This window comes from Bacillus sp. LR_5 (assembly GCF_042709275.1).
The window spans coordinates 1-20667 of the sequence record NZ_JAVAXX010000092.1 but is presented as its reverse complement, the minus strand read 5'-3'; the positions used below and the strand labels follow the sequence as shown (position 1 = coordinate 20667).

18 protein-coding genes and 1 riboswitch are annotated in these 20667 nt (G+C 45.8%); of the genes, 17 read left to right on the top strand and 1 reads right to left on the bottom strand.

Annotation, left to right across the window (positions count from 1 at the left end):
- The first annotated feature begins 44 nt into the window (after positions 1-44).
- The 13 genes from RAC86_RS18520 (at position 45) to RAC86_RS18460 (ending at position 16186) form a co-directional block, all read left to right on the top strand.
- On the top strand, positions 45-578 hold the full coding sequence (locus RAC86_RS18520; protein ID WP_003222477.1) for a CvpA family protein: 534 nt from the start codon (positions 45-47) through the stop codon (positions 576-578).
- Positions 579-650: 72 nt separating this feature from the next.
- Positions 651-2363 (top strand): DNA polymerase/3'-5' exonuclease PolX, encoded by a 1713-nt coding sequence (gene polX, locus RAC86_RS18515; RefSeq protein WP_014114705.1) that lies wholly within the window; start codon positions 651-653, stop codon positions 2361-2363.
- 20 nt (positions 2364-2383) lie between these two features.
- On the top strand, positions 2384-4741 hold the full coding sequence (locus tag RAC86_RS18510; RefSeq protein ID WP_072566653.1) for an endonuclease MutS2: 2358 nt from the start codon (positions 2384-2386) through the stop codon (positions 4739-4741).
- Positions 4742-4755: 14 nt separating this feature from the next.
- A complete protein-coding gene (locus RAC86_RS18505) occupies positions 4756-5160 on the top strand; it encodes a DUF350 domain-containing protein (RefSeq protein ID WP_003222485.1) in 405 nt (134 codons plus the stop codon).
- Between the two features lie 188 nt (positions 5161-5348).
- Positions 5349-7028, top strand: a complete 1680-nt coding sequence (gene lcfA, locus RAC86_RS18500) for a long-chain-fatty-acid--CoA ligase LcfA (RefSeq protein ID WP_072566652.1) — start codon at positions 5349-5351, stop codon at positions 7026-7028.
- 131 nt (positions 7029-7159) lie between these two features.
- Entirely contained in the window at positions 7160-7744 is a 585-nt protein-coding gene (gene fadR / locus RAC86_RS18495; protein ID WP_003222489.1) for a fatty acid metabolism transcriptional regulator FadR, read from the top strand.
- 14 nt (positions 7745-7758) lie between these two features.
- Positions 7759-8535, top strand: coding sequence for an enoyl-CoA hydratase (locus RAC86_RS18490; protein WP_061186722.1), 777 nt, complete (start codon positions 7759-7761; stop codon positions 8533-8535).
- A 14-nt stretch (positions 8536-8549) separates the two neighbouring features.
- Positions 8550-9323, top strand: coding sequence for an electron transfer flavoprotein subunit beta (etfB, locus tag RAC86_RS18485; protein ID WP_003222492.1), 774 nt, complete (start codon positions 8550-8552; stop codon positions 9321-9323).
- A gap of 35 nt (positions 9324-9358) precedes the next feature.
- A complete protein-coding gene (etfA, locus tag RAC86_RS18480) occupies positions 9359-10336 on the top strand; it encodes an electron transfer flavoprotein subunit alpha (RefSeq protein WP_061186721.1) in 978 nt (325 codons plus the stop codon).
- Between the two features lie 213 nt (positions 10337-10549).
- Complete coding sequence (gene abfB / locus RAC86_RS18475; RefSeq protein WP_014114700.1) at positions 10550-12037, top strand: alpha-L-arabinofuranosidase AbfB; 1488 nt, start codon at positions 10550-10552, stop codon at positions 12035-12037.
- Positions 12038-12364: 327 nt separating this feature from the next.
- Positions 12365-12679 (top strand): thioredoxin, encoded by a 315-nt coding sequence (gene trxA / locus RAC86_RS18470; protein WP_003222500.1) that lies wholly within the window; start codon positions 12365-12367, stop codon positions 12677-12679.
- A 135-nt stretch (positions 12680-12814) separates the two neighbouring features.
- On the top strand, positions 12815-14587 hold the full coding sequence (uvrC, locus tag RAC86_RS18465) for an excinuclease ABC subunit UvrC (protein WP_014114699.1): 1773 nt from the start codon (positions 12815-12817) through the stop codon (positions 14585-14587).
- A gap of 64 nt (positions 14588-14651) precedes the next feature.
- Positions 14652-14831: riboswitch (Lysine riboswitch) on the top strand.
- A gap of 125 nt (positions 14832-14956) precedes the next feature.
- Positions 14957-16186, top strand: coding sequence for an aspartate kinase (locus RAC86_RS18460; RefSeq protein ID WP_072566651.1), 1230 nt, complete (start codon positions 14957-14959; stop codon positions 16184-16186).
- Between the two features lie 43 nt (positions 16187-16229).
- On the opposite strand, the gene RAC86_RS18455 is transcribed toward RAC86_RS18460, so the two are convergent.
- Complete coding sequence (locus tag RAC86_RS18455) at positions 16230-16676, bottom strand: YslB family protein (RefSeq protein WP_014114695.1); 447 nt, start codon at positions 16674-16676, stop codon at positions 16230-16232.
- A 291-nt stretch (positions 16677-16967) separates the two neighbouring features.
- Between RAC86_RS18455 and sdhC the strand changes: the two genes are divergently transcribed.
- From sdhC to RAC86_RS18435, 4 genes are read left to right on the top strand one after another with little or no spacing between them, the layout of a single operon-like run.
- Positions 16968-17576, top strand: coding sequence for a succinate dehydrogenase cytochrome B558 (gene sdhC / locus RAC86_RS18450; RefSeq protein ID WP_003222512.1), 609 nt, complete (start codon positions 16968-16970; stop codon positions 17574-17576).
- Positions 17577-17609: 33 nt separating this feature from the next.
- The gene (gene sdhA / locus RAC86_RS18445) at positions 17610-19370 is read left to right on the top strand and encodes a succinate dehydrogenase flavoprotein subunit (protein ID WP_041338046.1); all 1761 of its coding nucleotides are present in this window, start codon (positions 17610-17612) and stop codon (positions 19368-19370) included.
- Positions 19371-19372: 2 nt separating this feature from the next.
- Positions 19373-20134 carry a succinate dehydrogenase iron-sulfur subunit gene (sdhB, locus tag RAC86_RS18440; RefSeq protein WP_003222517.1) on the top strand — a complete coding sequence of 254 codons (762 nt, stop codon included), beginning with the start codon at positions 19373-19375 and terminating at the stop codon, positions 20132-20134.
- A gap of 59 nt (positions 20135-20193) precedes the next feature.
- Positions 20194-20637 carry an acyl-CoA thioesterase gene (locus RAC86_RS18435; RefSeq protein WP_072566650.1) on the top strand — a complete coding sequence of 148 codons (444 nt, stop codon included), beginning with the start codon at positions 20194-20196 and terminating at the stop codon, positions 20635-20637.
- Positions 20638-20667: the final 30 nt, after the last annotated feature.

Below are 20667 nucleotides of genomic sequence, written 5' to 3'. Positions count from 1 at the left end.
ATGAGAAACTGGAGCGTCAGCTTAAAGAAAAGGATTGAACAACTATGCTAGATATCATCATCTTAATCTTGCTCCTGATGGGGACTTTACTGGGGTTAAAACGCGGTTTTATCCTGCAGTTTATCCGCTTAACGAGCTTTATTTTATCGATCGCCTTTGCGGCTTTATTCTATAAAAATGTGGCGCCGCATTTAAAGTGGATTCCCGCACCCGACTTTTCAGCGGGACAGCCGGCTCTTTCTTTTTTTACGGGAAATTTGGAAGCAGCCTATTATAATGCGATTGCGTTTATCGTTTTATTTATCATCGCTAAAATCTTACTGAGAATCATCGGCTCATTCCTGAGTATTGTCGCCGGCATTCCGGTGATCAAACAAATCAACCAGGTGCTGGGCGCTGTTCTCGGTTTTCTAGAAGTCTATTTATTTACATTTGTGCTGCTGTATGTCGCATCCGTGCTTCCGGTAGATGCTTTGCAGCAAATGATGGGGCAATCGTCTCTCGCAAATGTGATCATTAACCATACACCGTATTTGTCAGGGCTTTTAGAAGAGCTGTGGACACAGTACGGGGCATAAAAAACTTCTCTTGTCCGGAGAAGTTTTTTTCGAGTATGATGGAAACATATGTGAACGTCTGGGGGTTATTGTATGCATAAAAAAGACATTATCCGGCTGCTTGAAACCATTGCAGTCTACATGGAACTCAAAGGGGACAACCCGTTTAAAGTATCTGCCTTCCGAAAAGCAGCGGCAGCCCTGGAACAGGACGACCGCAGTTTATCAGAAATGGACGATATGATGTCGCTGTCCGGAATTGGAAAAGGAACGTACAGCGTCATTAAAGAGTATATAGATGAAGGAAAGTCAAGCACGCTCGAATCGCTGCAGAAAGAAGTGCCGGAAGGGCTCGTGCCTTTATTGAAGCTGCCAGGACTTGGCGGCAAAAAAATCGCAAAGCTGTATAAAGAGCTCGGCGTACATGATGCAGAATCCCTGAAGGAAGCCTGTGAACAGCAAAAGGTACAAGGTCTTGCGGGCTTCGGCAAAAAATCAGAAGAAAAAATATTACAGGCGCTCGGAGAAGCCGGAAAACAGCCTGAACGGTTCCCGATCGGCTACGCCCTTCGGATCGCCCGGGACATTGAAGAGCACCTTTCTCAATTTACGGATATCATCAAATTTTCTCGTGCCGGAAGTCTCCGCAGAGCGCGGGAAACGGTGAAGGATCTGGATTATATCATTGCCACAGATCACCCGGCTGAAGTAAGAGAGCAGCTTCTTGCTCTGCCAAATATCAAAAGCGTGATCGCGAGCGGAGATACGAAGGTATCTGTCATCCTTTCCTTTGAATATGAAACGAGCGTCGATTTCCGTCTTGTGACGGAAGAGCAGTTTCCGACAACACTTCATCATTTTACGGGATCAAAGGATCACAATATTAAGATGCGCCAAATCGCGAAAGAACGCGGCGAGCGGATCAGTGAATACGGCGTCGAGACAGTTGAAACCGGAGACATCAAAACATTCCCGAGTGAACGTGAATTTTATGCGCACTTCGGCCTGCCGCTGATTCCGCCAGAGCTCCGTGAAAGCGGGCAAGAAGTGGAAACATACAGCGACAGCATTGAACTGATAGAGCCCGGGCAAATCAAAGGAGATCTCCACATGCACTCAACGTGGAGCGATGGTGCGTTTTCGATCAGAGAGATGGCTGAAGCATGCATGAATAAAGGCTATCAATATATGGCAATCACCGATCACTCGCAATATTTAAAGGTCGCCAACGGGCTGACTGCAGAAAGGCTCAAGCAGCAGGCAAAAGAAATTGACGCGCTCAATGGTGAATTTGAGAATTTCCGTATTTTGAAAGGTGTCGAGATGGATATCCTGCCTGATGGCACGCTTGATTATGATGACGACGTGCTGGCGGAAATGGATATCGTCATTGCATCGATTCATTCCAGCTTTAATCAGCCGGAACACGTCATTATGAAACGGCTTGAGACGGCACTGACCAACAAGCATGTTGACATTATCGCACATCCGACCGGACGCCTGATCGGCAGACGGGCCGGTTACGAAATTGATATTGATAAGCTGATTGAGCTTGCGAAGAAAACAAATACGGCGCTTGAACTCAACGCCAACCCTGCGCGTCTCGATCTGCGCACAGAACATTTAATCAAAGCAAACGAACAAGGGGTTACATTGGTGATTAATACCGATGCCCATAATATTGAGATGTTAGACGATATGAAAACTGGCGTTACTGCCGCGCGCAAAGGATGGACGGAAACGAAAAACGTTCTGAATGCCCGGTCACTTGAAGACGTAGAGGCATTCCTGAAGCGCAACGATTAAGTAAGGAGGCTCACACAATCGTGCAGCAAAAAGTATTATCAGCTCTTGAATTTCATAAAGTGAAAGAACAGGTTATTGAGCATGCCGCTTCATCGCTCGGAAAAGAAATGCTTCTCGAGCTTAAGCCTTCTGCTTCTATAGACGAAATCAAAAAACAGCTGGATGAAGTAGACGAAGCTTCTGCCATTATCAGGCTGAGAGGCCAGGCGCCATTTGGCGGCCTTACTGATATCAGAGGAGCGTTAAGACGGGCGGAAATCGGCAGCGTTCTCAGTCCCTCAGAATTCACTGAAATCTCAGGCCTGCTTTATGCAGTTAAACAAATGAAACATTTTATCAGCCAAATGGCTGAAGATGGCGTCGACATTCCGCTGATCCAACAGCATGCTGAACAGCTTATCACGCTGTCCGATTTAGAGCGGGACATTAATTCCTGCATTGATGATCACGGAGAAGTGCTTGATCACGCGTCGGAAACATTGAGAGGAATCCGCACACAGCTCAGAACACTTGAATCGAGAATCAGAGACCGGTTAGAGTCAATGCTGCGCTCCTCTTCCGCTTCAAAAATGCTTTCTGATACGATCGTTACGATTCGGAATGACCGCTTTGTGATTCCAGTCAAACAAGAGTACAGATCAAGCTACGGAGGAATTGTGCACGACACTTCTTCCTCAGGCGCGACACTGTTCATTGAACCACAGGCAATTGTAGATATGAACAACTCGCTTCAGCAGGCGAAAGTGAAAGAAAAACAAGAAATTGAACGGATTTTGCGCGTGCTGACAGAGCAAACGGCGGAGCACACAGAAGAGCTCTTTCAAGATTTGCACGTACTGCAGACGCTTGACTTTATTTTTGCAAAAGCAAGATACGCAAAAGCGGTTAAAGCGACAAAACCGATCATGAACGACAACGGCTTTGTCCGTTTGAAAAAAGCCCGCCATCCATTGCTTCCGCCTGATCAGGTGGTTGCCAATGACATCGAGCTTGGCGGCGACTTTTCAACCATTGTCATTACAGGGCCAAACACCGGGGGGAAAACAGTCACCCTTAAAACGTTAGGCCTGTTAACCTTGATGGCGCAATCCGGTCTTCATATTCCGGCAGATGAAGGATCAGAAGCCGCGGTATTTGAACATGTATTCGCTGATATCGGCGATGAACAGTCGATTGAGCAAAGCTTAAGTACGTTCTCATCCCATATGGTGAACATTGTCGGCATTTTAGAACAGGTCAATGAAAACAGCCTAGTGCTCTTCGATGAGCTGGGCGCAGGGACAGACCCGCAAGAAGGGGCGGCCCTCGCTATGAGCATCTTGGATGACGTGCACCGCACTCATGCAAGAGTGTTGGCCACGACGCATTATCCGGAATTGAAGGCGTACGGCTATAACAGAGAAGGCGTCATGAATGCCAGTGTGGAATTTGACATCGAAACGCTGTCGCCGACCTATAAACTTTTAATTGGTGTGCCGGGACGAAGCAACGCCTTCGAAATTTCAAAACGCCTTGGGCTCCCGGACCATATCATCGGGCAGGCGAAGTCAGAAATGACGGCCGAGCATAACGAAGTCGATACGATGATTGCGTCGCTGGAACAAAGCAAAAAACGTGCGGAAGAAGAGCTTTCTGAGACAGAATCAATCAGAAAAGAAGCAGAAAAACTGCATAAAGAGCTGCAGCAGCAAATCATCGAGCTCAACAGCAAAAAAGACAAAATGCTCGAGGAGGCTGAACAGCAAGCGGCTGATAAAGTAAAAGCGGCAATGAAAGAAGCCGAAGACATTATTCATGAATTGCGCTCAATAAAAGAAGAACACAAATCCTTCAAGGATCACGAACTGATCAACGCGAAGAAACGGTTAGAAGGCGCAGTTCCTACTTTTGAAAAGTCCAAAAAACCGGAAAAAACGAAAACGCAAAAACGTGACTTCAAGCCAGGTGATGAGGTGAAAGTCCTCACCTTCGGGCAAAAAGGAACACTGCTTGAAAAAACCGGCGGCAATGAGTGGAATGTTCAAATCGGCATATTAAAAATGAAAGTAAAAGAAAAAGACCTGGAGTTTATCAAATCAGCTCCGGAACCAAAAAAAGAAAAAATCATTACGGCGGTCAAGGGAAAGGATTATCACGTATCGCTTGAACTTGACCTTCGCGGCGAACGCTATGAAAATGCCCTAAGCCGTGTTGAAAAATACTTGGACGATGCAGTGTTAGCCGGATATCCAAGAGTGTCAATCATCCACGGAAAAGGAACCGGCGCTTTAAGAAAAGGCGTGCAGGATCTTCTGAAAAACCACCGCAGCGTCAAAAGCTCCCGTTTCGGTGAAGCAGGTGAGGGAGGATCAGGCGTTACGGTTGTTGAACTAAAATAAAAGGGAGTATGGCCATGAGTGATTTTTGGGAAAACGAGCTTGTGGAAATCGCGGCGTATTACAGTGTCGCGGTTCTCTGCCTCGTCCTCTTTTTGACTGTGTTTGAGCTGGTGACGGCTTATAAAAACTGGGAAGAGATTCAAAAAGGAAATCTTGCGGTGGCAATGGCAACCGGCGGAAAAATTTTAGGAATTGCAAACGTATTTCAGCATTCCATCTCCCAGCACAATTCTCTGCTGCAAATGATCGGCTGGGGCGTTTACGGATTTGTTATGCTTCTTCTAAGCTACTTTATTTTTGAGTTTTTGACTCCGCGGTTTAAAATTGATAAGGAAATCGAAAATGATAACCGGGCTGTCGGCTTTATTTCATTTGTCATTTCTGTCGGGCTTTCATTTGTGGTGGCAGCCGGAATATAAGGGGACGGAGAATAGATGGAAAAGCTTGCAAAAGTACTGCTCGCCGCGGCGGGAATCTTTTTGTTAATTGGTCTTATATATCTGTTCGTATTATGAGAAAAAGAAAGATTTACCTTTCTTTTTCTTTTTTTTGCCGTCCATCTGCTATAATGATAGGGTGGAACTCTAAAACCGAAAGGGGAGGTTTTATGCAGTCTCAAAAGCCGTGGCTTGCCGAGTATCCCGACGATATCCCGCATGAGCTTCCATTGCCGAACAAAACCCTGCAATCCATCCTGACAGACTCCGCCGCACGATTCCCTGACAAAACCGCAATATCTTTTTATGGAAAAAAACTCACCTTTCATGACATTCTGACGGATGCTCTTAAACTCGCAGCTTTTTTGCAGGGCAACGGCCTGCAAAAAGGAGACAGAGTGGCTGTCATGCTGCCCAATTGCCCGCAAGCAGTGATTTCTTATTATGGCGTTTTGTTTGCCGGTGGCATCGTGGTGCAGACGAATCCGCTCTATACCGAGCACGAGCTTGAATACCAGCTGAGAGATGCTGAGGCAAGCGTGATCATCACCTTAGATTTGCTTTTCCCAAAGGCAATAAAAATGAAAACGTTATCAATTGTAGATCAGATTTTGATCACCAGCGTAAAAGATTATTTGCCTTTTCCGAAGAATATTCTTTACCCGCTGACGCAAAAACAAAAAGTGCACATCGACTTTGACAGAAAAGATCACATTCACATGTTCGCTTCCAGCATGAAGGAGGAAAAAACTGAGCTCCTGACAATCCCGAAGATCGATCCTGAACATGATATAGCTGTCCTCCAATATACCGGAGGAACAACGGGGGCTCCAAAAGGAGTCATGCTCACGCACCAAAATATTTTGGCCAATACTGAAATGTGCTCCGCTTGGATGTACGATGTGAAGGAAGGGGCTGAAAAAGTGCTTGGCATCGTCCCGTTTTTTCATGTCTACGGACTGACGGCAGTGATGAATTATTCGATTAAACTAGGCTTCGAAATGATTCTTCTTCCTAAGTTTGATCCGCTCGAAACGCTCAAAATCATCGACAAACAAAAACCGACGCTCTTTCCGGGCGCACCGACAATTTACATTGGCCTTTTGCATCACCCCGAATTGCAGCATTATGATCTGTCATCCATTAAAAGCTGTCTTAGCGGATCAGCCGCACTGCCTGTGGAGGTAAAGCAGAAATTTGAAAAGGTGACTGGCGGAAAGCTTGTGGAAGGCTACGGCTTGTCTGAGGCATCCCCAGTGACACATGCCAATTTTATCTGGGGGAAAAACAAGCCAGGCAGTATTGGCTGTCCTTGGCCGAGTACTGACGCCGCGATCTATTCGGAAGAGACGGGTAAGCATGCTGCTCCATATGAGCATGGAGAAATCATTGTAAAAGGTCCGCAAGTCATGAAAGGATATTGGAACAAACCGGAGGAAACTGCCGCTGTACTGAGAGACGGCTGGCTGTTCACCGGAGACATGGGCTATATGGATGAAGAGGGCTTTTTCTATATTGCCGACAGGAAGAAGGACATCATCATTGCCGGCGGCTACAATATTTACCCGCGTGAAGTAGAAGAAGCGCTTTATGAACATGAAGCCATCCAGGAAATTGTGGTTGCCGGTGTGCCTGATTCCTATAGAGGAGAAACAGTAAAAGCATTTGTCGTGTTAAAGAAAGGCGCAAAAGCTGATGCAGAAGAACTGGACACTTTCGCGAGATCCCGCCTCGCTCCCTACAAGGTGCCGAAAGCCTATGAGTTCAGAAAAGAGCTGCCGAAAACGGCAGTCGGAAAAATTTTAAGAAGGCGTTTACTTGAAGAAGCCGAAAATCATCATGTCAAATAACAAATGACAAATGACAAATGACATAAGAAAAAGAGAATACCTGCGAATAAACTTGACAAAGCCGAAAATCCTTTTTATCATGAAATTATGAATGAATAGTCATTCATTTCTATAGGAAGGAACGATGAACATTGAAGCAAAAACGGCCAAAGTATATGCAGATTATTGATGCAGCAGTAGAAGTCATTGCGGAAAACGGCTACCACCAGTCACAGGTATCCAAAATTGCCAAACAAGCCGGAGTGGCGGACGGCACCATCTACCTCTATTTCAAAAACAAAGAAGACATTTTAATTTCTCTTTTCAAAGAAAAAATGGGCCAATTTATTGAGCGGATGGAAGAGGACATAAAAGAAAAGACAACAGCGAAAGAGAAACTGGCGCTTGTGATTTCAAAGCATTTTTCCCTTTTAGCGGATGATCATAATCTCGCGATTGTCACTCAGCTTGAGCTCCGCCAGTCAAACTTGGAGCTGCGCCAGAAAATCAATGAAATATTAAAAGGCTACTTAAATATTTTGGATAGTATTTTGATGGAAGGCATACAATCAGGCGAATTAAAAGAAGGCCTCGATGTCCGCCTCGCCCGGCAGATGATTTTTGGAACGATTGACGAAACCGTGACAACTTGGGTTATGAATGACCAAAAGTACGATCTCGCTGCCTTATCAGACAGCGTTTTAGAATTGTTGGTGTCCGGAATTCACAATAAGTAAAGGGGGTCTGTCCTATGAATGCAATTTCACTTGCGGTTGATCAATTTGTGGCAGTCTTGACGATTCACAATCCGCCGGCAAATGCGCTTTCCACCCGGATATTAGAAGAGCTGTCCTCCTGTCTTGATCAATGTGAGACAGATGCAGGCGTACGAAGCATTATCATTCACGGTGAGGGAAGATTTTTCTCAGCCGGGGCTGATATTAAAGAATTTACATCGCTTAAAGGCAATGAAGATTCCTCACTGCTGGCTGAGCGCGGCCAGCAGCTGATGGAAAGAATTGAAGGCTTCCCAAAACCGATTATCGCGGCGATTCACGGTGCTGCTCTTGGAGGCGGGCTGGAGCTTGCGATGGCTTGTCATATCAGAATTGCGGCAGAAGACGCCAAGCTGGGGCTTCCGGAACTTAACCTCGGTATTATACCGGGTTTTGCGGGAACACAGCGTCTTCCGAGATATGTCGGTACAGCCAAAGCACTAGAGCTCATCGGATCAGGAGAACCGATATCCGGAAAAGAAGCGCTTGATCTCGGACTTGTGTCAATTGGAGCAAAAGATGAAGCAGAAGTGCTTGAAAAAGCAAAAGCACTTGCCGCTAAGTTTGCAGAAAAAAGCCCGCAAACGCTGGCATCTCTGCTTGAGCTTCTTTATTCCAATAAGGTGTATTCCTATGAAGGCAGCTTAAAGCTTGAAGCAAAACGGTTTGGAGAAGCATTTGAGTCAGAGGACGCCAAAGAAGGCATCCAGGCATTTCTCGAAAAAAGAAAGCCTCAGTTCAAAGGCGAATAAAAGGGGATATGATCATGAATCTATTTGTACTGATGAAACGGACGTTTGACACAGAAGAAAAAATCGTCATTGAAGCAGGAAAGATTCAGGATGACGGAGCGGAATGGATCATTAATCCATACGATGAGTACGCGATAGAAGAAGCCATCCAGCTAAAGGAAAAGCACGGCGGCACGATCACCGCCGTCACTGTCGGCGGCGAAGAAGCGGAGAAGGAACTGCGCACTGCGCTTGCCATGGGATGTGACCAAGCCGTTTTAATCAACATAGAAGATGATCTCGAAGAGCCCGACCAATATTCCATTTCTCAAGTTTTATACCACTATATGAAGGATCAGGAGTTTGATTTGATTCTCGGCGGAAATGTTGCCATTGACGGGGGTTCAGGACAAGTAGCGCCTCGGCTTGCCGAGCTACTGGACATTCCGTGCATCACAACGATCACCAAACTCGAAATCAGCGGCACTGATGCAGAAGCAGAAAGGGACGTCGAAGGGGATGTTGAAAAAATCAAAACGACACTCCCATTGCTTGTCACAGCTCAGCAGGGCTTAAACGAACCGCGCTATCCATCGCTTCCGGGAATTATGAAGGCCAAGAAAAAACCGCTTGAAGAACTAGAACTTGATGATCTTGATCTGGACGAAGAGGATGCCGAACCTAAGATGAAAACCATTGAACGTTTTCTGCCGCCGAAAAAAGAAGCCGGGAAGCTTCTCCAAGGTGAGCCTGCCGAACAGGCAAAAGAGCTCGTCTCATTGCTCCGCAGCGAAGCTAAAGTCATTTAAAGCTTGGACATTCAAAGAAACAGGGGGATGTTAGAATGGGAAAAAAAGTGATCGTACTCGGAGAAATTCGCGATGGAGAATTGCGGAATGTCACCTTTGAAGCATTAGCTGCAGGAAGAACCATTTCAGGCGATGGAGAAGTCATCGGTGTTCTCATCGGAGAAAATGTACAAAGCCTTGCACAAGAGCTTATCCATTACGGAGCCGATAAAGTTCTCACAGCTGAGGATCCGAAGCTGAAAGCATACACGGCAGACGGATACAGCCAGGTCATGAGGGCCATTATTGACCAAGAAAAACCCGATTCAGTCATATGCGGGCACACGGCCATGGGCAAAGACCTTTCACCGAAGCTCGCGGCCCGGCTGCAAACAGGCTTAATTTCAGATGCTACAGATGTAAGCGTTACCGGAGAGAATGTCGTGTTCACGCGGCCGATTTACTCGGGGAAAGCATTTGAACGCGTCATTTCAACCGATCCGCTGATTTTTGCAACGATTCGCCCTAATAATATTCAAGCTTCAGAAAAAGACGCCAGCAGGTCGGGGAATATCGAAAGCGTTGATGTTTCTCTTACTGACCTCCGCACCGTTATTCAAGAGGTCGTGAAAAAAACAGCGGACGGCGTTGATCTCTCCGAAGCCAAAATTATCGTTGCAGGCGGCCGCGGAGTCAAAAGCAAGGAAGGATTTCAGCCGCTGCAAGAGCTTGCCGAGGTGCTGGGGGCCGCAGTCGGGGCATCTCGCGGGGCGTGTGACGCTGATTATTGCGATTACGCTCTCCAAATCGGGCAGACCGGGAAAGTCGTTACCCCGGATTTGTACATTGCCTGCGGCATTTCCGGCGCCATCCAGCATTTGGCCGGCATGTCAAACAGCAAGGTGATAGTCGCCATCAATAAAGACCCTGAAGCGGATATCTTTAAAATAGCGGATTACGGCATCATAGGCGATTTATTTGAAGTTGTCCCGTTATTAACTGAGGAATTCAAGCAATTAAATATACACTCGTAAAGAAAACCCCGGACTGCTGAAGTTCGGGGTTTTTATATATTTGAATACATACGTACAAATATAAATTTTAGAAAAAATGTCGTTGACATGTACGAACATATATAATATGGTTACTTTAAAAGCGCTTACATTCATGCTGACTCCTCAGGCAAAAGACAGATCACATATTTGACTGTGGTGCTTTTCATATTCGTATGAAAGGAATGATCATGCATGTCTGAACATCAAGCAGTGATCCAAACAGATATTGTAAAAGGAACCATTAACAAAAATATATACGGTCATTTTGCGGAACATTTAGGAAGAGGGATTTATGAGGGCATTTGGGTCGGAACGGACTCGAACATTCCCAACATAAACGGAATACGAAAGGATGTGCTGGAAGCGCTCAAACAGCTGAATATTCCTGTCCTCAGGTGGCCGGGCGGGTGTTTTGCAGACGAATACCATTGGGCAAACGGTGTCGGTGACCGTAAGACGATGCTTAACACGCACTGGGGCGGTACAATTGAATCAAATGAATTCGGAACGCATGAATTTATGATGCTTTGCGAGCTGCTTGAATGCGAGCCTTATATTTGCGGCAATGTCGGAAGCGGAACGGTTCAGGAAATGGCGGAATGGATCGAGTATATGACGTTTGAAGAAGGCACGCCGATGTCAGACTGGAGAAAACAAAACGGAAGAGAGGAGCCTTGGAAGCTGAAATATTTCGGCGTAGGCAATGAAAACTGGGGCTGCGGCGGCAACATGCATCCTGAATACTACGCAGATCTATACCGGCGTTTTCAAACCTATGTCCGCAATTACAGCGGGAATGAACTATACAAAATTGCAGGCGGCGCAAATGTGGACGATTTTCATTGGACGGACGTGCTCATGAAAAAAGCCGCTGGCCTGATGGACGGATTGAGTCTTCATTATTACACGATTCCGGGTGATTTCTGGAAAGGCAAAGGATCAGCCACAGAATTCACGGAGGACGAATGGTTCATTACGATGAAAAAAGCCAAATACATCGATGAATTGATTCAAAAACACGGCACGATTATGGACCGGTACGATCCGGAGCAGCGGGTCGGGCTGATTATTGATGAATGGGGCACGTGGTTTGATCCTGAGCCAGGCACGAACCCTGGTTTCCTGTATCAGCAAAACACCATTCGTGATGCACTGGTGGCGGCTTCTCATTTCCACATTTTCCATCAGCATTGCCGCCGAGTGCAAATGACCAACATCGCCCAAACAGTAAACGTTCTTCAAGCGATGATTTTGACTGAGGGAGAGCGGATGCTTTTGACACCGACGTACCATGTATTTGATATGTTTAAGGTACACCAGGACGCTTCTCTTTTAAACACTGAAACAACGTCTGCTGACTATGAATGGAAGGGTGAAACGCTGCCGCAAATCAGTATTTCAGCCTCGAAACATGCAGAAGGCGATATCAATATCACGATCTGCAACATTGATCACCAAAACAAAGCGGAGGCTGAGATCGAGTTGAGAGGCATTCACAAGACAGCGGACCATTCCGGAGTCATTCTGACGGCTGACAAAATGAATGCGCATAACACGTTTGACGATCCTCATCACGTCAAACCGGAATCTTTCAGCCAATACACGCTCAACAAAAACAAACTGAAAGTAAAACTCCCGCCAATGTCAGTCGTCTTACTCACGCTGCGTGCTGATTCTTAATCGCGTGAGAGCGCCGGAGCTTCATGCCGGCGCTCTTTTTCATGTTTTAAAACAGCTCCGCCAGGGCATGGTAAAGGTACATGACAGTGAAGAGGAGATGTTATTCTATGCTTCGTACCATTCTAATGATCATCGGGGCGATTGTAGTCATTGGGGCCATTATCAGATTCGTGTTTTAATGCAAAGTGACATAACCCATTCAATCCAGATAAACATGAGTAAACCGATTGTGATCAGGAAAAAATAATTTGTAAGCATTAAAATAGCGTGAACGAATGGGAGATGCTATACTAAAAATCATCATTTCACAATTGGAGGAATTCAATAATGGCTATCGTAAAAGCAACTGATCAATCTTTCTCAGCTGAAACAAGCGAAGGCGTCGTACTGGCTGACTTCTGGGCTCCTTGGTGCGGACCTTGTAAAATGATTGCACCTGTTCTTGAAGAACTAGATCAAGAAATGGGAGACAAACTGAAAATCGTAAAAATCGACGTGGACGAAAACCAAGAAACAGCCGGAAAATACGGCGTTATGAGCATCCCGACACTTCTTGTGTTAAAAGACGGAGAAGTAGTTGAAACTTCTGTCGGCTTCAAACCGAAAGAAGCGCTGCAAGAGCTTGTAAACAAACATCTTTAATTCTCGGCTGCTTACATGCCAGAGCGATTCCGATTGAGGGATCGCTTTTTTTATTCGCCAATCGTGAAGCATAGAGAAAAACAAACGTTCGTGTTAAACTGGAAACAAAGGATTAAACATAAGGAAGGGTAATATATGAACAAACAACTGAAAGAAAAACTCGCCCTCCTTCCCGATCAGCCCGGGTGTTATCTCATGAAGGACCGGCAGCAGACTGTGATCTACGTAGGAAAAGCAAAAGTGCTGAAAAACAGAGTGCGCTCCTACTTCACCGGTTCTCACGATGCGAAAACACAAAGGCTTGTGACGGAAATCGAGGATTTTGAATATATCGTGACGTCCTCCAATCTTGAAGCGCTTATTTTAGAAATGAACTTGATCAAAAAGCATGATCCGAAATACAACGTCATGCTGAAAGACGACAAAACCTATCCTTTCATAAAACTCACCCATGAACGCCACCCAAGGCTGATTGTCACCCGCAATGTCAAAAAAGACAAAGGGCGCTATTTCGGGCCGTACCCGAATGTACAGGCCGCAAGGGAAACAAAAAAACTGCTCGACCGTCTGTACCCTCTCAGAAAATGCTCCAAGCTGCCGGACAGAGTGTGCCTCTACTATCATCTGGGCCAATGTCTCGCTCCGTGCGTAAAGGATATTTCCGAAGAGACGAACAGAGAACTGGTTGAGAGCATTACCCGTTTCTTAAAGGGCGGCTATAATGAGGTCAAAAAAGAGCTTGAAGAGAAAATGCATGAGGCTGCTGAGAATCTTGAGTTTGAACGGGCAAAAGAGCTTCGTGACCAAATCGCCCATATTGAATCAACGATGGAAAAACAAAAAATGACGATGAACGATCTAGTCGACCGTGACGTATTCGCGTACGCATATGATAAGGGCTGGATGTGCGTACAGGTCTTTTTTATCCGCCAAGGAAAGCTCATTGAGCGCGATGTCAGCATGTTTCCGCTCTATCAGGAAGCAGATGAAGAGTTTCTTACGTTCATCGGGCAGTTCTATTCAAAAAACAACCACTTTCTTCCAAAGGAAATTTTAGTTCCGGACAGCGTTGATCAATCCATGATTGAGCAGCTGCTGGAAACAAACGTCCACCAGCCGAAAAAAGGCTCGAAAAAAGAACTGCTTATGCTGGCCCATAAAAACGCGAAAATCGCGCTGAAAGAAAAATTCTCCTTAATCGAACGGGACGAGGAGCGCTCAATCGGGGCTGTCCATAAACTGGGTGAAGCATTGAATATTTATACCCCGCACAGAATTGAAGCGTTTGATAACTCAAACATACAGGGGACAAACCCGGTTTCCGCGATGATCGTGTTTATCGACGGCAAACCGAACAAAAAGGAATACCGCAAATATAAAATCAAAACCGTTACGGGACCGGATGATTACGGCTCAATGAGAGAGGTTGTTAGGAGGCGCTATACGAGAGTGCTTCGCGAAAATCTGCCGCTGCCTGATCTGATCATCATTGACGGAGGAAAAGGGCAGATCAACGCTGCAAGGGATGTCATTGAAAATGAACTCGGCTTGGATATCCCGATCGCCGGTTTAGCCAAAGACGAAAAACACAGAACTTCAAATTTATTAATCGGAGATCCGCTGGAGACGGTGTATCTGGAACGAAACAGTCAGGAATTTTATCTCCTGCAGCGCATTCAGGACGAGGTGCACCGTTTTGCGATCAGTTTTCACAGGCAAATCCGCGGAAAAAGCGCGTTTCAATCCGTATTGGACGACATCCCGGGTATCGGAGAGAAAAGAAAGAAAATGCTGTTAAAGCATTTCGGTTCGGTTAAAAAAATGAAGGAAGCAAGCCTTGAGGACATCCAAAAAGCGGGTGTTCCCGCAGCGGCTGCTCAGCTGCTTTACGACAAATTGCAAAAATAATGTTGTCCTTTTAAAAAAGATCTGATAAAATGTGAACTAATTTCATAGTTAGATCGTGTTATATGGTGAAGATAGAGGTGCGAACTTCAAGAGTAAGCCTTTGGAGAAAGATGGATTCTGTGAAAAAGGCTGAAAGGGGAGCGTCGCCGAAGCAAATAAAACCCCATCGGTATTATTTGCTGGCCGTGCATTGAATAAATGTAGGGCTGTCAAGAAATCATTTTCTTGGAGGGCTATCTCGTTGTTCATAATCATTTATGATGATTAATTGATAAGCAATGAGAGCATTCCTCTCATTGCTTTTTTTATTGTGGACAAAGCGCTCTTTCTCCTCACCCGCACGAACCAAAATGTAAAGGGTGGTAATACATGGGTCTTATTGTACAAAAATTCGGAGGTACTTCCGTCGGCTCAGTCGAAAAAATTCAAAATGCGGCAAACCGCGCGATTTCAGAAAAGCAGAAGGGCCATCAAGTCGTTGTTGTCGTTTCAGCTATGGGAAAATCCACTGACGAATTGGTCGGCCTTGCAAAAGCAATTTCTGACCAGCCGAGCAAACGCGAAATGGATATGCTGCTGGCGACGGGCGAGCAGGTCACCATTTCCCTGCTTTCAATGGCGCTGCAGGAAAAAGGCTATGACGCTGTGTCCTATACTGGCTGGCAGGCGGGAATCCGCACGGAAGCCGTTCACGGAAACGCCAGAATTACAGATATCGACACTTCGGTTTTAGCAGACCAGCTTGAGCAAGGAAAGATTGTCATTGTGGCAGGATTCCAAGGCATGGCAGAGGATTGCGAAATCACGACATTGGGCCGGGGCGGTTCAGACACAACAGCAGTCGCTTTGGCTGCCGCATTAAAAGCGGATAAATGTGACATATACACGGACGTGCCCGGAGTGTTTACAACCGATCCGCGCTATGTGAAATCAGCGAGAAAACTTGCCGGCATCTCATACGATGAAATGCTTGAGCTTGCCAATTTGGGCGCCGGCGTTCTTCATCCGAGAGCCGTTGAATTCGCGAAAAATTACCAAGTGCCGTTAGAAGTGCGTTCAAGTACAGAAACAGAAGCGGGAACATTAATTGAGGAGGAATCATCCATGGAGCAAAATTTAATTGTCAGAGGCATTGCGTTCGAAGATCAAATCACAAGAGTAACCATTTACGGTCTGACTAGCGGCCTGACAACCCTGTCTACTATCTTTACAACACTTGCCAAAAGAAACATTAACGTCGATATCATTATCCAAACGCAGGCCGGAGACCATCAGACCGGAATTTCCTTCTCAGTTAAAACAGAAGACGCAGACCAAACCGTTGCGGTGCTTGAAGAGTATAAAGACGCGCTTGAATTCGAGAAAATCGAGACAGAAAGCAAATTGGCTAAAGTATCCATTGTTGGATCCGGCATGGCCTCAAATCCTGGTGTAGCAGCTGAAATGTTTGCTGTACTGGCGGAAAAAAACATTTTAATCAAAATGGTCAGCACATCTGAAATCAAAGTATCAACAGTCGTAAGTGAAAATGACATGGTGAAAGCAGTTGAAGCGCTGCACGATGCATTTGAGCTTTCAAAACACCCTTCAGCTGTGTAATGACAATCAAAAAGGCGGGACTATATAGTCACCGCCTTTTTGATTACACTGGGTCTTTCATATCCCATTTCACAGTCAGAACCACCTTATCGGCTCTCTTTTTCACTTGTTCATATGATTCGGCAATCTGGTCATTCATCAATTGAATTTGTTCAGCAATAAAACCAGCCTCCAGCTGAAAGCATGGTTCTTTCTGATGTTTAAGCCGGTTGGAAACGATCGGCCCTTCAAGTTCAAATTCAAGCTCCTGTTTTTTAGCGCTTACGTTGGTGAGGGTTCCCCAGCCCGCTTCTTCAAAGAAGGCCGGAAATTCCTCCCATGATTCAAGAGGAAACTTACGGGCGAGATGTTTCCCAGCCCAATACATCATGGAAGAGTAATCTTGGCCAAGCATATCTGGGAGAACGATCTCTCGTATTAGTTCGTAGGCATAGGCATTCATTTCAATTTCTTTTAGGTTGTCAATAGATGCTTCAAATTTAGACTTCATATCTGTCTCCCCTCTCTCCTTGGTATATTATAGCCCAAACAGGGGGGAGGATTACAGAATGATCCTATAATTCTTATGAAAAATTAAACAGAAACATATATTGATAAAATAAAATTTTTAAATCAACTATTCAATTCGGAAAATTATAATTTATGTACGCGTTTTCTTGACGCCCTTTTGAGGGAGGAGTAAAATGAAATTGTCAATAAATCTTAATAAAGTGCTTACAATTGAAAGAAGTGGGGGAAGAGATTTAGCACATTTCGCACTTATCAAACAGGGGGTAAAGTAATGTCTGGGAACAGAGAGTTTTATTTTCGAAGATTGCATTCCTTGCTTGGCGTCATACCGGTCGGCATCTTTCTCATTCAGCATTTAGTCGTCAACCAGTTTGCCGCAAGGGGCGCTGAAGCATTCAATAGTGCTGCTCATTTTATGGATAGTCTGCCTTTCAGGTATGCCTTGGAAATTTTTATTATCTTCTTACCATTAATTTATCATGCAGTTTATGGTGTGTACATAGCGTTTACTGCAAAAAATAACGCAGGTCAATACAGCTATATGAGAAACTGGCTCTTCGTCCTGCAGCGTGTAACCGGTATCATCACCCTCATTTTCGTGAGCTGGCACGTGTGGGAAACCCGTATTGCCGCACAAATGGGCGCTGAGGTCAATTTCGACATGATGGCGAATATTTTGAGCTCTCCGGCTATGCTTGGCTTTTACATTGTCGGTGTTTTATCAACAATTTTCCACTTCTCGAACGGTTTATGGTCTTTCGCTGTTACATGGGGCATCACGGTAACGCCTCGTTCTCAAAGAATTTCGACTTACGTTACGCTGATTATTTTTGTTGCACTGTCTTACGTAGGCTTAAAAGCGATTTTTGCATTTGTTTAAGAGTACTAGATTACTAGAGGGAGAGGGGCTATCATGAGTCAATCAAGCATTATCGTAGTCGGCGGGGGTCTTGCCGGCCTCATGGCGACAATTAAAGCAGCGGAATCAGGAATGGCGGTTAAGCTGTTTTCCATCGTTCCTGTCAAACGTTCTCATTCGGTTTGTGCGCAAGGCGGCATAAACGGAGCGGTCAATACAAAAGGGGAAGGTGACTCTCCGTGGGAACATTTTGATGACACTGTATACGGAGGAGACTTTCTTGCAAACCAGCCGCCGGTTAAAGCGATGTGTGAAGCGGCGCCTTCTATCATCCACTTATTAGACCGGATGGGCGTCATGTTTAACCGGACGCCTGAAGGGCTGCTTGATTTCCGCCGATTCGGGGGTACACAGCACCACAGAACAGCTTATGCGGGTGCGACGACGGGACAGCAGCTGCTTTACGCACTGGACGAGCAAGTGCGCAGATACGAAGTTGCGGGTCTGGTTACAAAATACGAAGGCTGGGAATTCCTTGGCGCTGTATTAGATGATGACAGAACCTGCCGCGGAATTGTTGCGCAAAACCTGACAAACATGCAAATTGAATCCTTCCGTTCAGACGCTGTCATCATGGCGACGGGCGGACCGGGAATCATTTTTGGGAAATCGACTAACTCCATGATTAATACAGGGTCTGCTGCGTCGATCGTTTATCAGCAGGGAGCGTATTATGCAAACGGAGAATTCATTCAAATCCACCCGACAGCCATACCGGGCGATGACAAACTAAGACTGATGAGTGAATCAGCGCGCGGTGAAGGCGGTCGCGTGTGGACATATAAAGACGGTAAGCCGTGGTATTTCTTAGAGGAAAAATATCCGGCTTATGGAAACCTGGTGCCGCGTGATATTGCGACACGCGAAATATTTGATGTATGCGTCAACCAGAAGCTCGGCATTAACGGCGAAAACATGGTGTATCTCGATCTGTCTCATAAAGATCCGAAAGAGCTTGATATCAAGCTTGGCGGCATCATTGAGATTTATGAGAAATTCATGGGAGACGACCCGCGGAAGCTTCCGATGAAAATCTTCCCGGCGGTCCATTATTCAATGGGCGGTTTATGGGTGGATTACGATCAAATGACAAACATCCCGGGACTGTTTGCAGCCGGGGAATGTGATTACTCTATGCACGGCGGCAACCGCTTGGGGGCAAACTCTCTGCTCTCCGCGATTTACGGAGGAATGGTGGCCGGACCGAATGCGGTGAAATATGTAAACGGCTTAGAATCTTCAGCAGAAGACATGTCCTCATCTTTATTTGACGCTCACGTTAAAAAAGAAGAAGAAAAATGGGCTGAGATTATGAGTATGGACGGAACCGAAAATGCCTATGTTCTTCACAAAGAGCTTGGTGAGTGGATGACGGCGAACGTCACAGTTGTCCGCCATAACGACAAGCTTTTGAAAACGGATGACAAAATTCAGGAATTAATGGAGCGATTTAAAAAGATCAACATCAATGACACAACAAAATGGAGCAACCAGGGGGCAATGTTCACACGCCAGTTCTCGAACATGCTTCAGCTTGCAAGGGTGATTACCCTTGGCGCATACAACCGCAATGAAAGCCGGGGCGCCCATTATAAACCGGATTATCCTGAACGTAATGATGATGAATGGCTCAAAACAACAATGGCTAAACATGTAAGCCCGTATGAAGCGCCGGAATTTGAGTATCAGGATGTCGATGTATCACTGATAACGCCTCGGAAGCGGGATTACTCGAAGAAGAAGGTGGCGAAATAATCATGAGTGAACAAAAAACCATACGATTTATTATCACACGTCAAGATACAGCTGACAGCACGCCTTACGATGAAGAATTTGAGGTTCCATACCGCCCGAACCTGAACGTCATTTCCGCCCTGATGGAAATTCGCCGGAATCCGGTTAACGTGAAAGGTGAAAAGACAACCCCTGTCACATGGGATATGAACTGTCTTGAAGAAGTATGCGGCGCATGTTCAATGGTCATAAACGGAAAGCCTCGCCAGTCTTGTACGGCACTTATCGATCAGCTTGAACAGCCGATCCGCTTAAAACCAATGAAAACATTCCCAGTCGTGCGTGATTTGCAGGTTGACCGGAGCAGAATGTTTGATTCATTGAAAAAGGTAAAAGCGTGGATACCGATTGACGGCACGTACGATTTAGGACCGGGACCGAGAATGCCGGAAAAACGCCGTCAATGGGCATATGAATTATCAAAATGCATGACGTGCGGCGTCTGCCTCGAGGCCTGCCCGAATGTGAACAGCAAATCGAAGTTCATGGGGCCGGCACCGATGTCTCAGGTCCGCCTGTTTAACGCACATCCGACAGGCGCCATGAATAAATCTGACCGATTAGAAGCACTGATGGATGAAGGCGGCCTTGCAGATTGCGGCAACTCGCAAAACTGCGTTCAATCCTGTCCGAAAGGCATCCCGCTCACTACTTCCATTGCAGCCTTAAACAGAGATACAAACTTACAAGCGTTCCGCAATTTCTTCGGAAGCGACAGAGTATAAGAAGAAACAACCTCTTCCGCATGGGAGAGGTTTTTTTAACAATAAGGAGATGAATAAAGATGAAGCTTCCCGCTTATATTGATGAGCCGTTTCAAGAATGGAAAGAGTCCTTTTCTTTTTTTAATGAAGTATCCGTGCGTTTTTCCGAGACGGACATGTTTGGCCATATGAATAATGTAGTCCCTTTCATATACTTTGAGGAGGTGCGGATTTCTTATTTTAAAAAGCTGAATATGATGAATGAAAACAAACAGACCATGACAGTCGTGGCAAGCCAGCAATGCGATTATTTGCGCCAAGTCATGCCTTATGAAGAGCTGCGCATCTATGTGAAAACAAGTGCCGTCGGCAGCTCATCCCTTACCTTGCATTATCTTGGAGAGAACCGCAATGGCGAGCCCTGCTTTACTGGAGCAGTTGTGATGGTCCAAGTCTCAAAGGAAAGCGGCAAGGCTGTCAGCTGGACGGATGAGGAGAAAGAAACGCTTCTCCATACACCATAAACTAATTCTCTTGTAAACGTCACCTCCTGT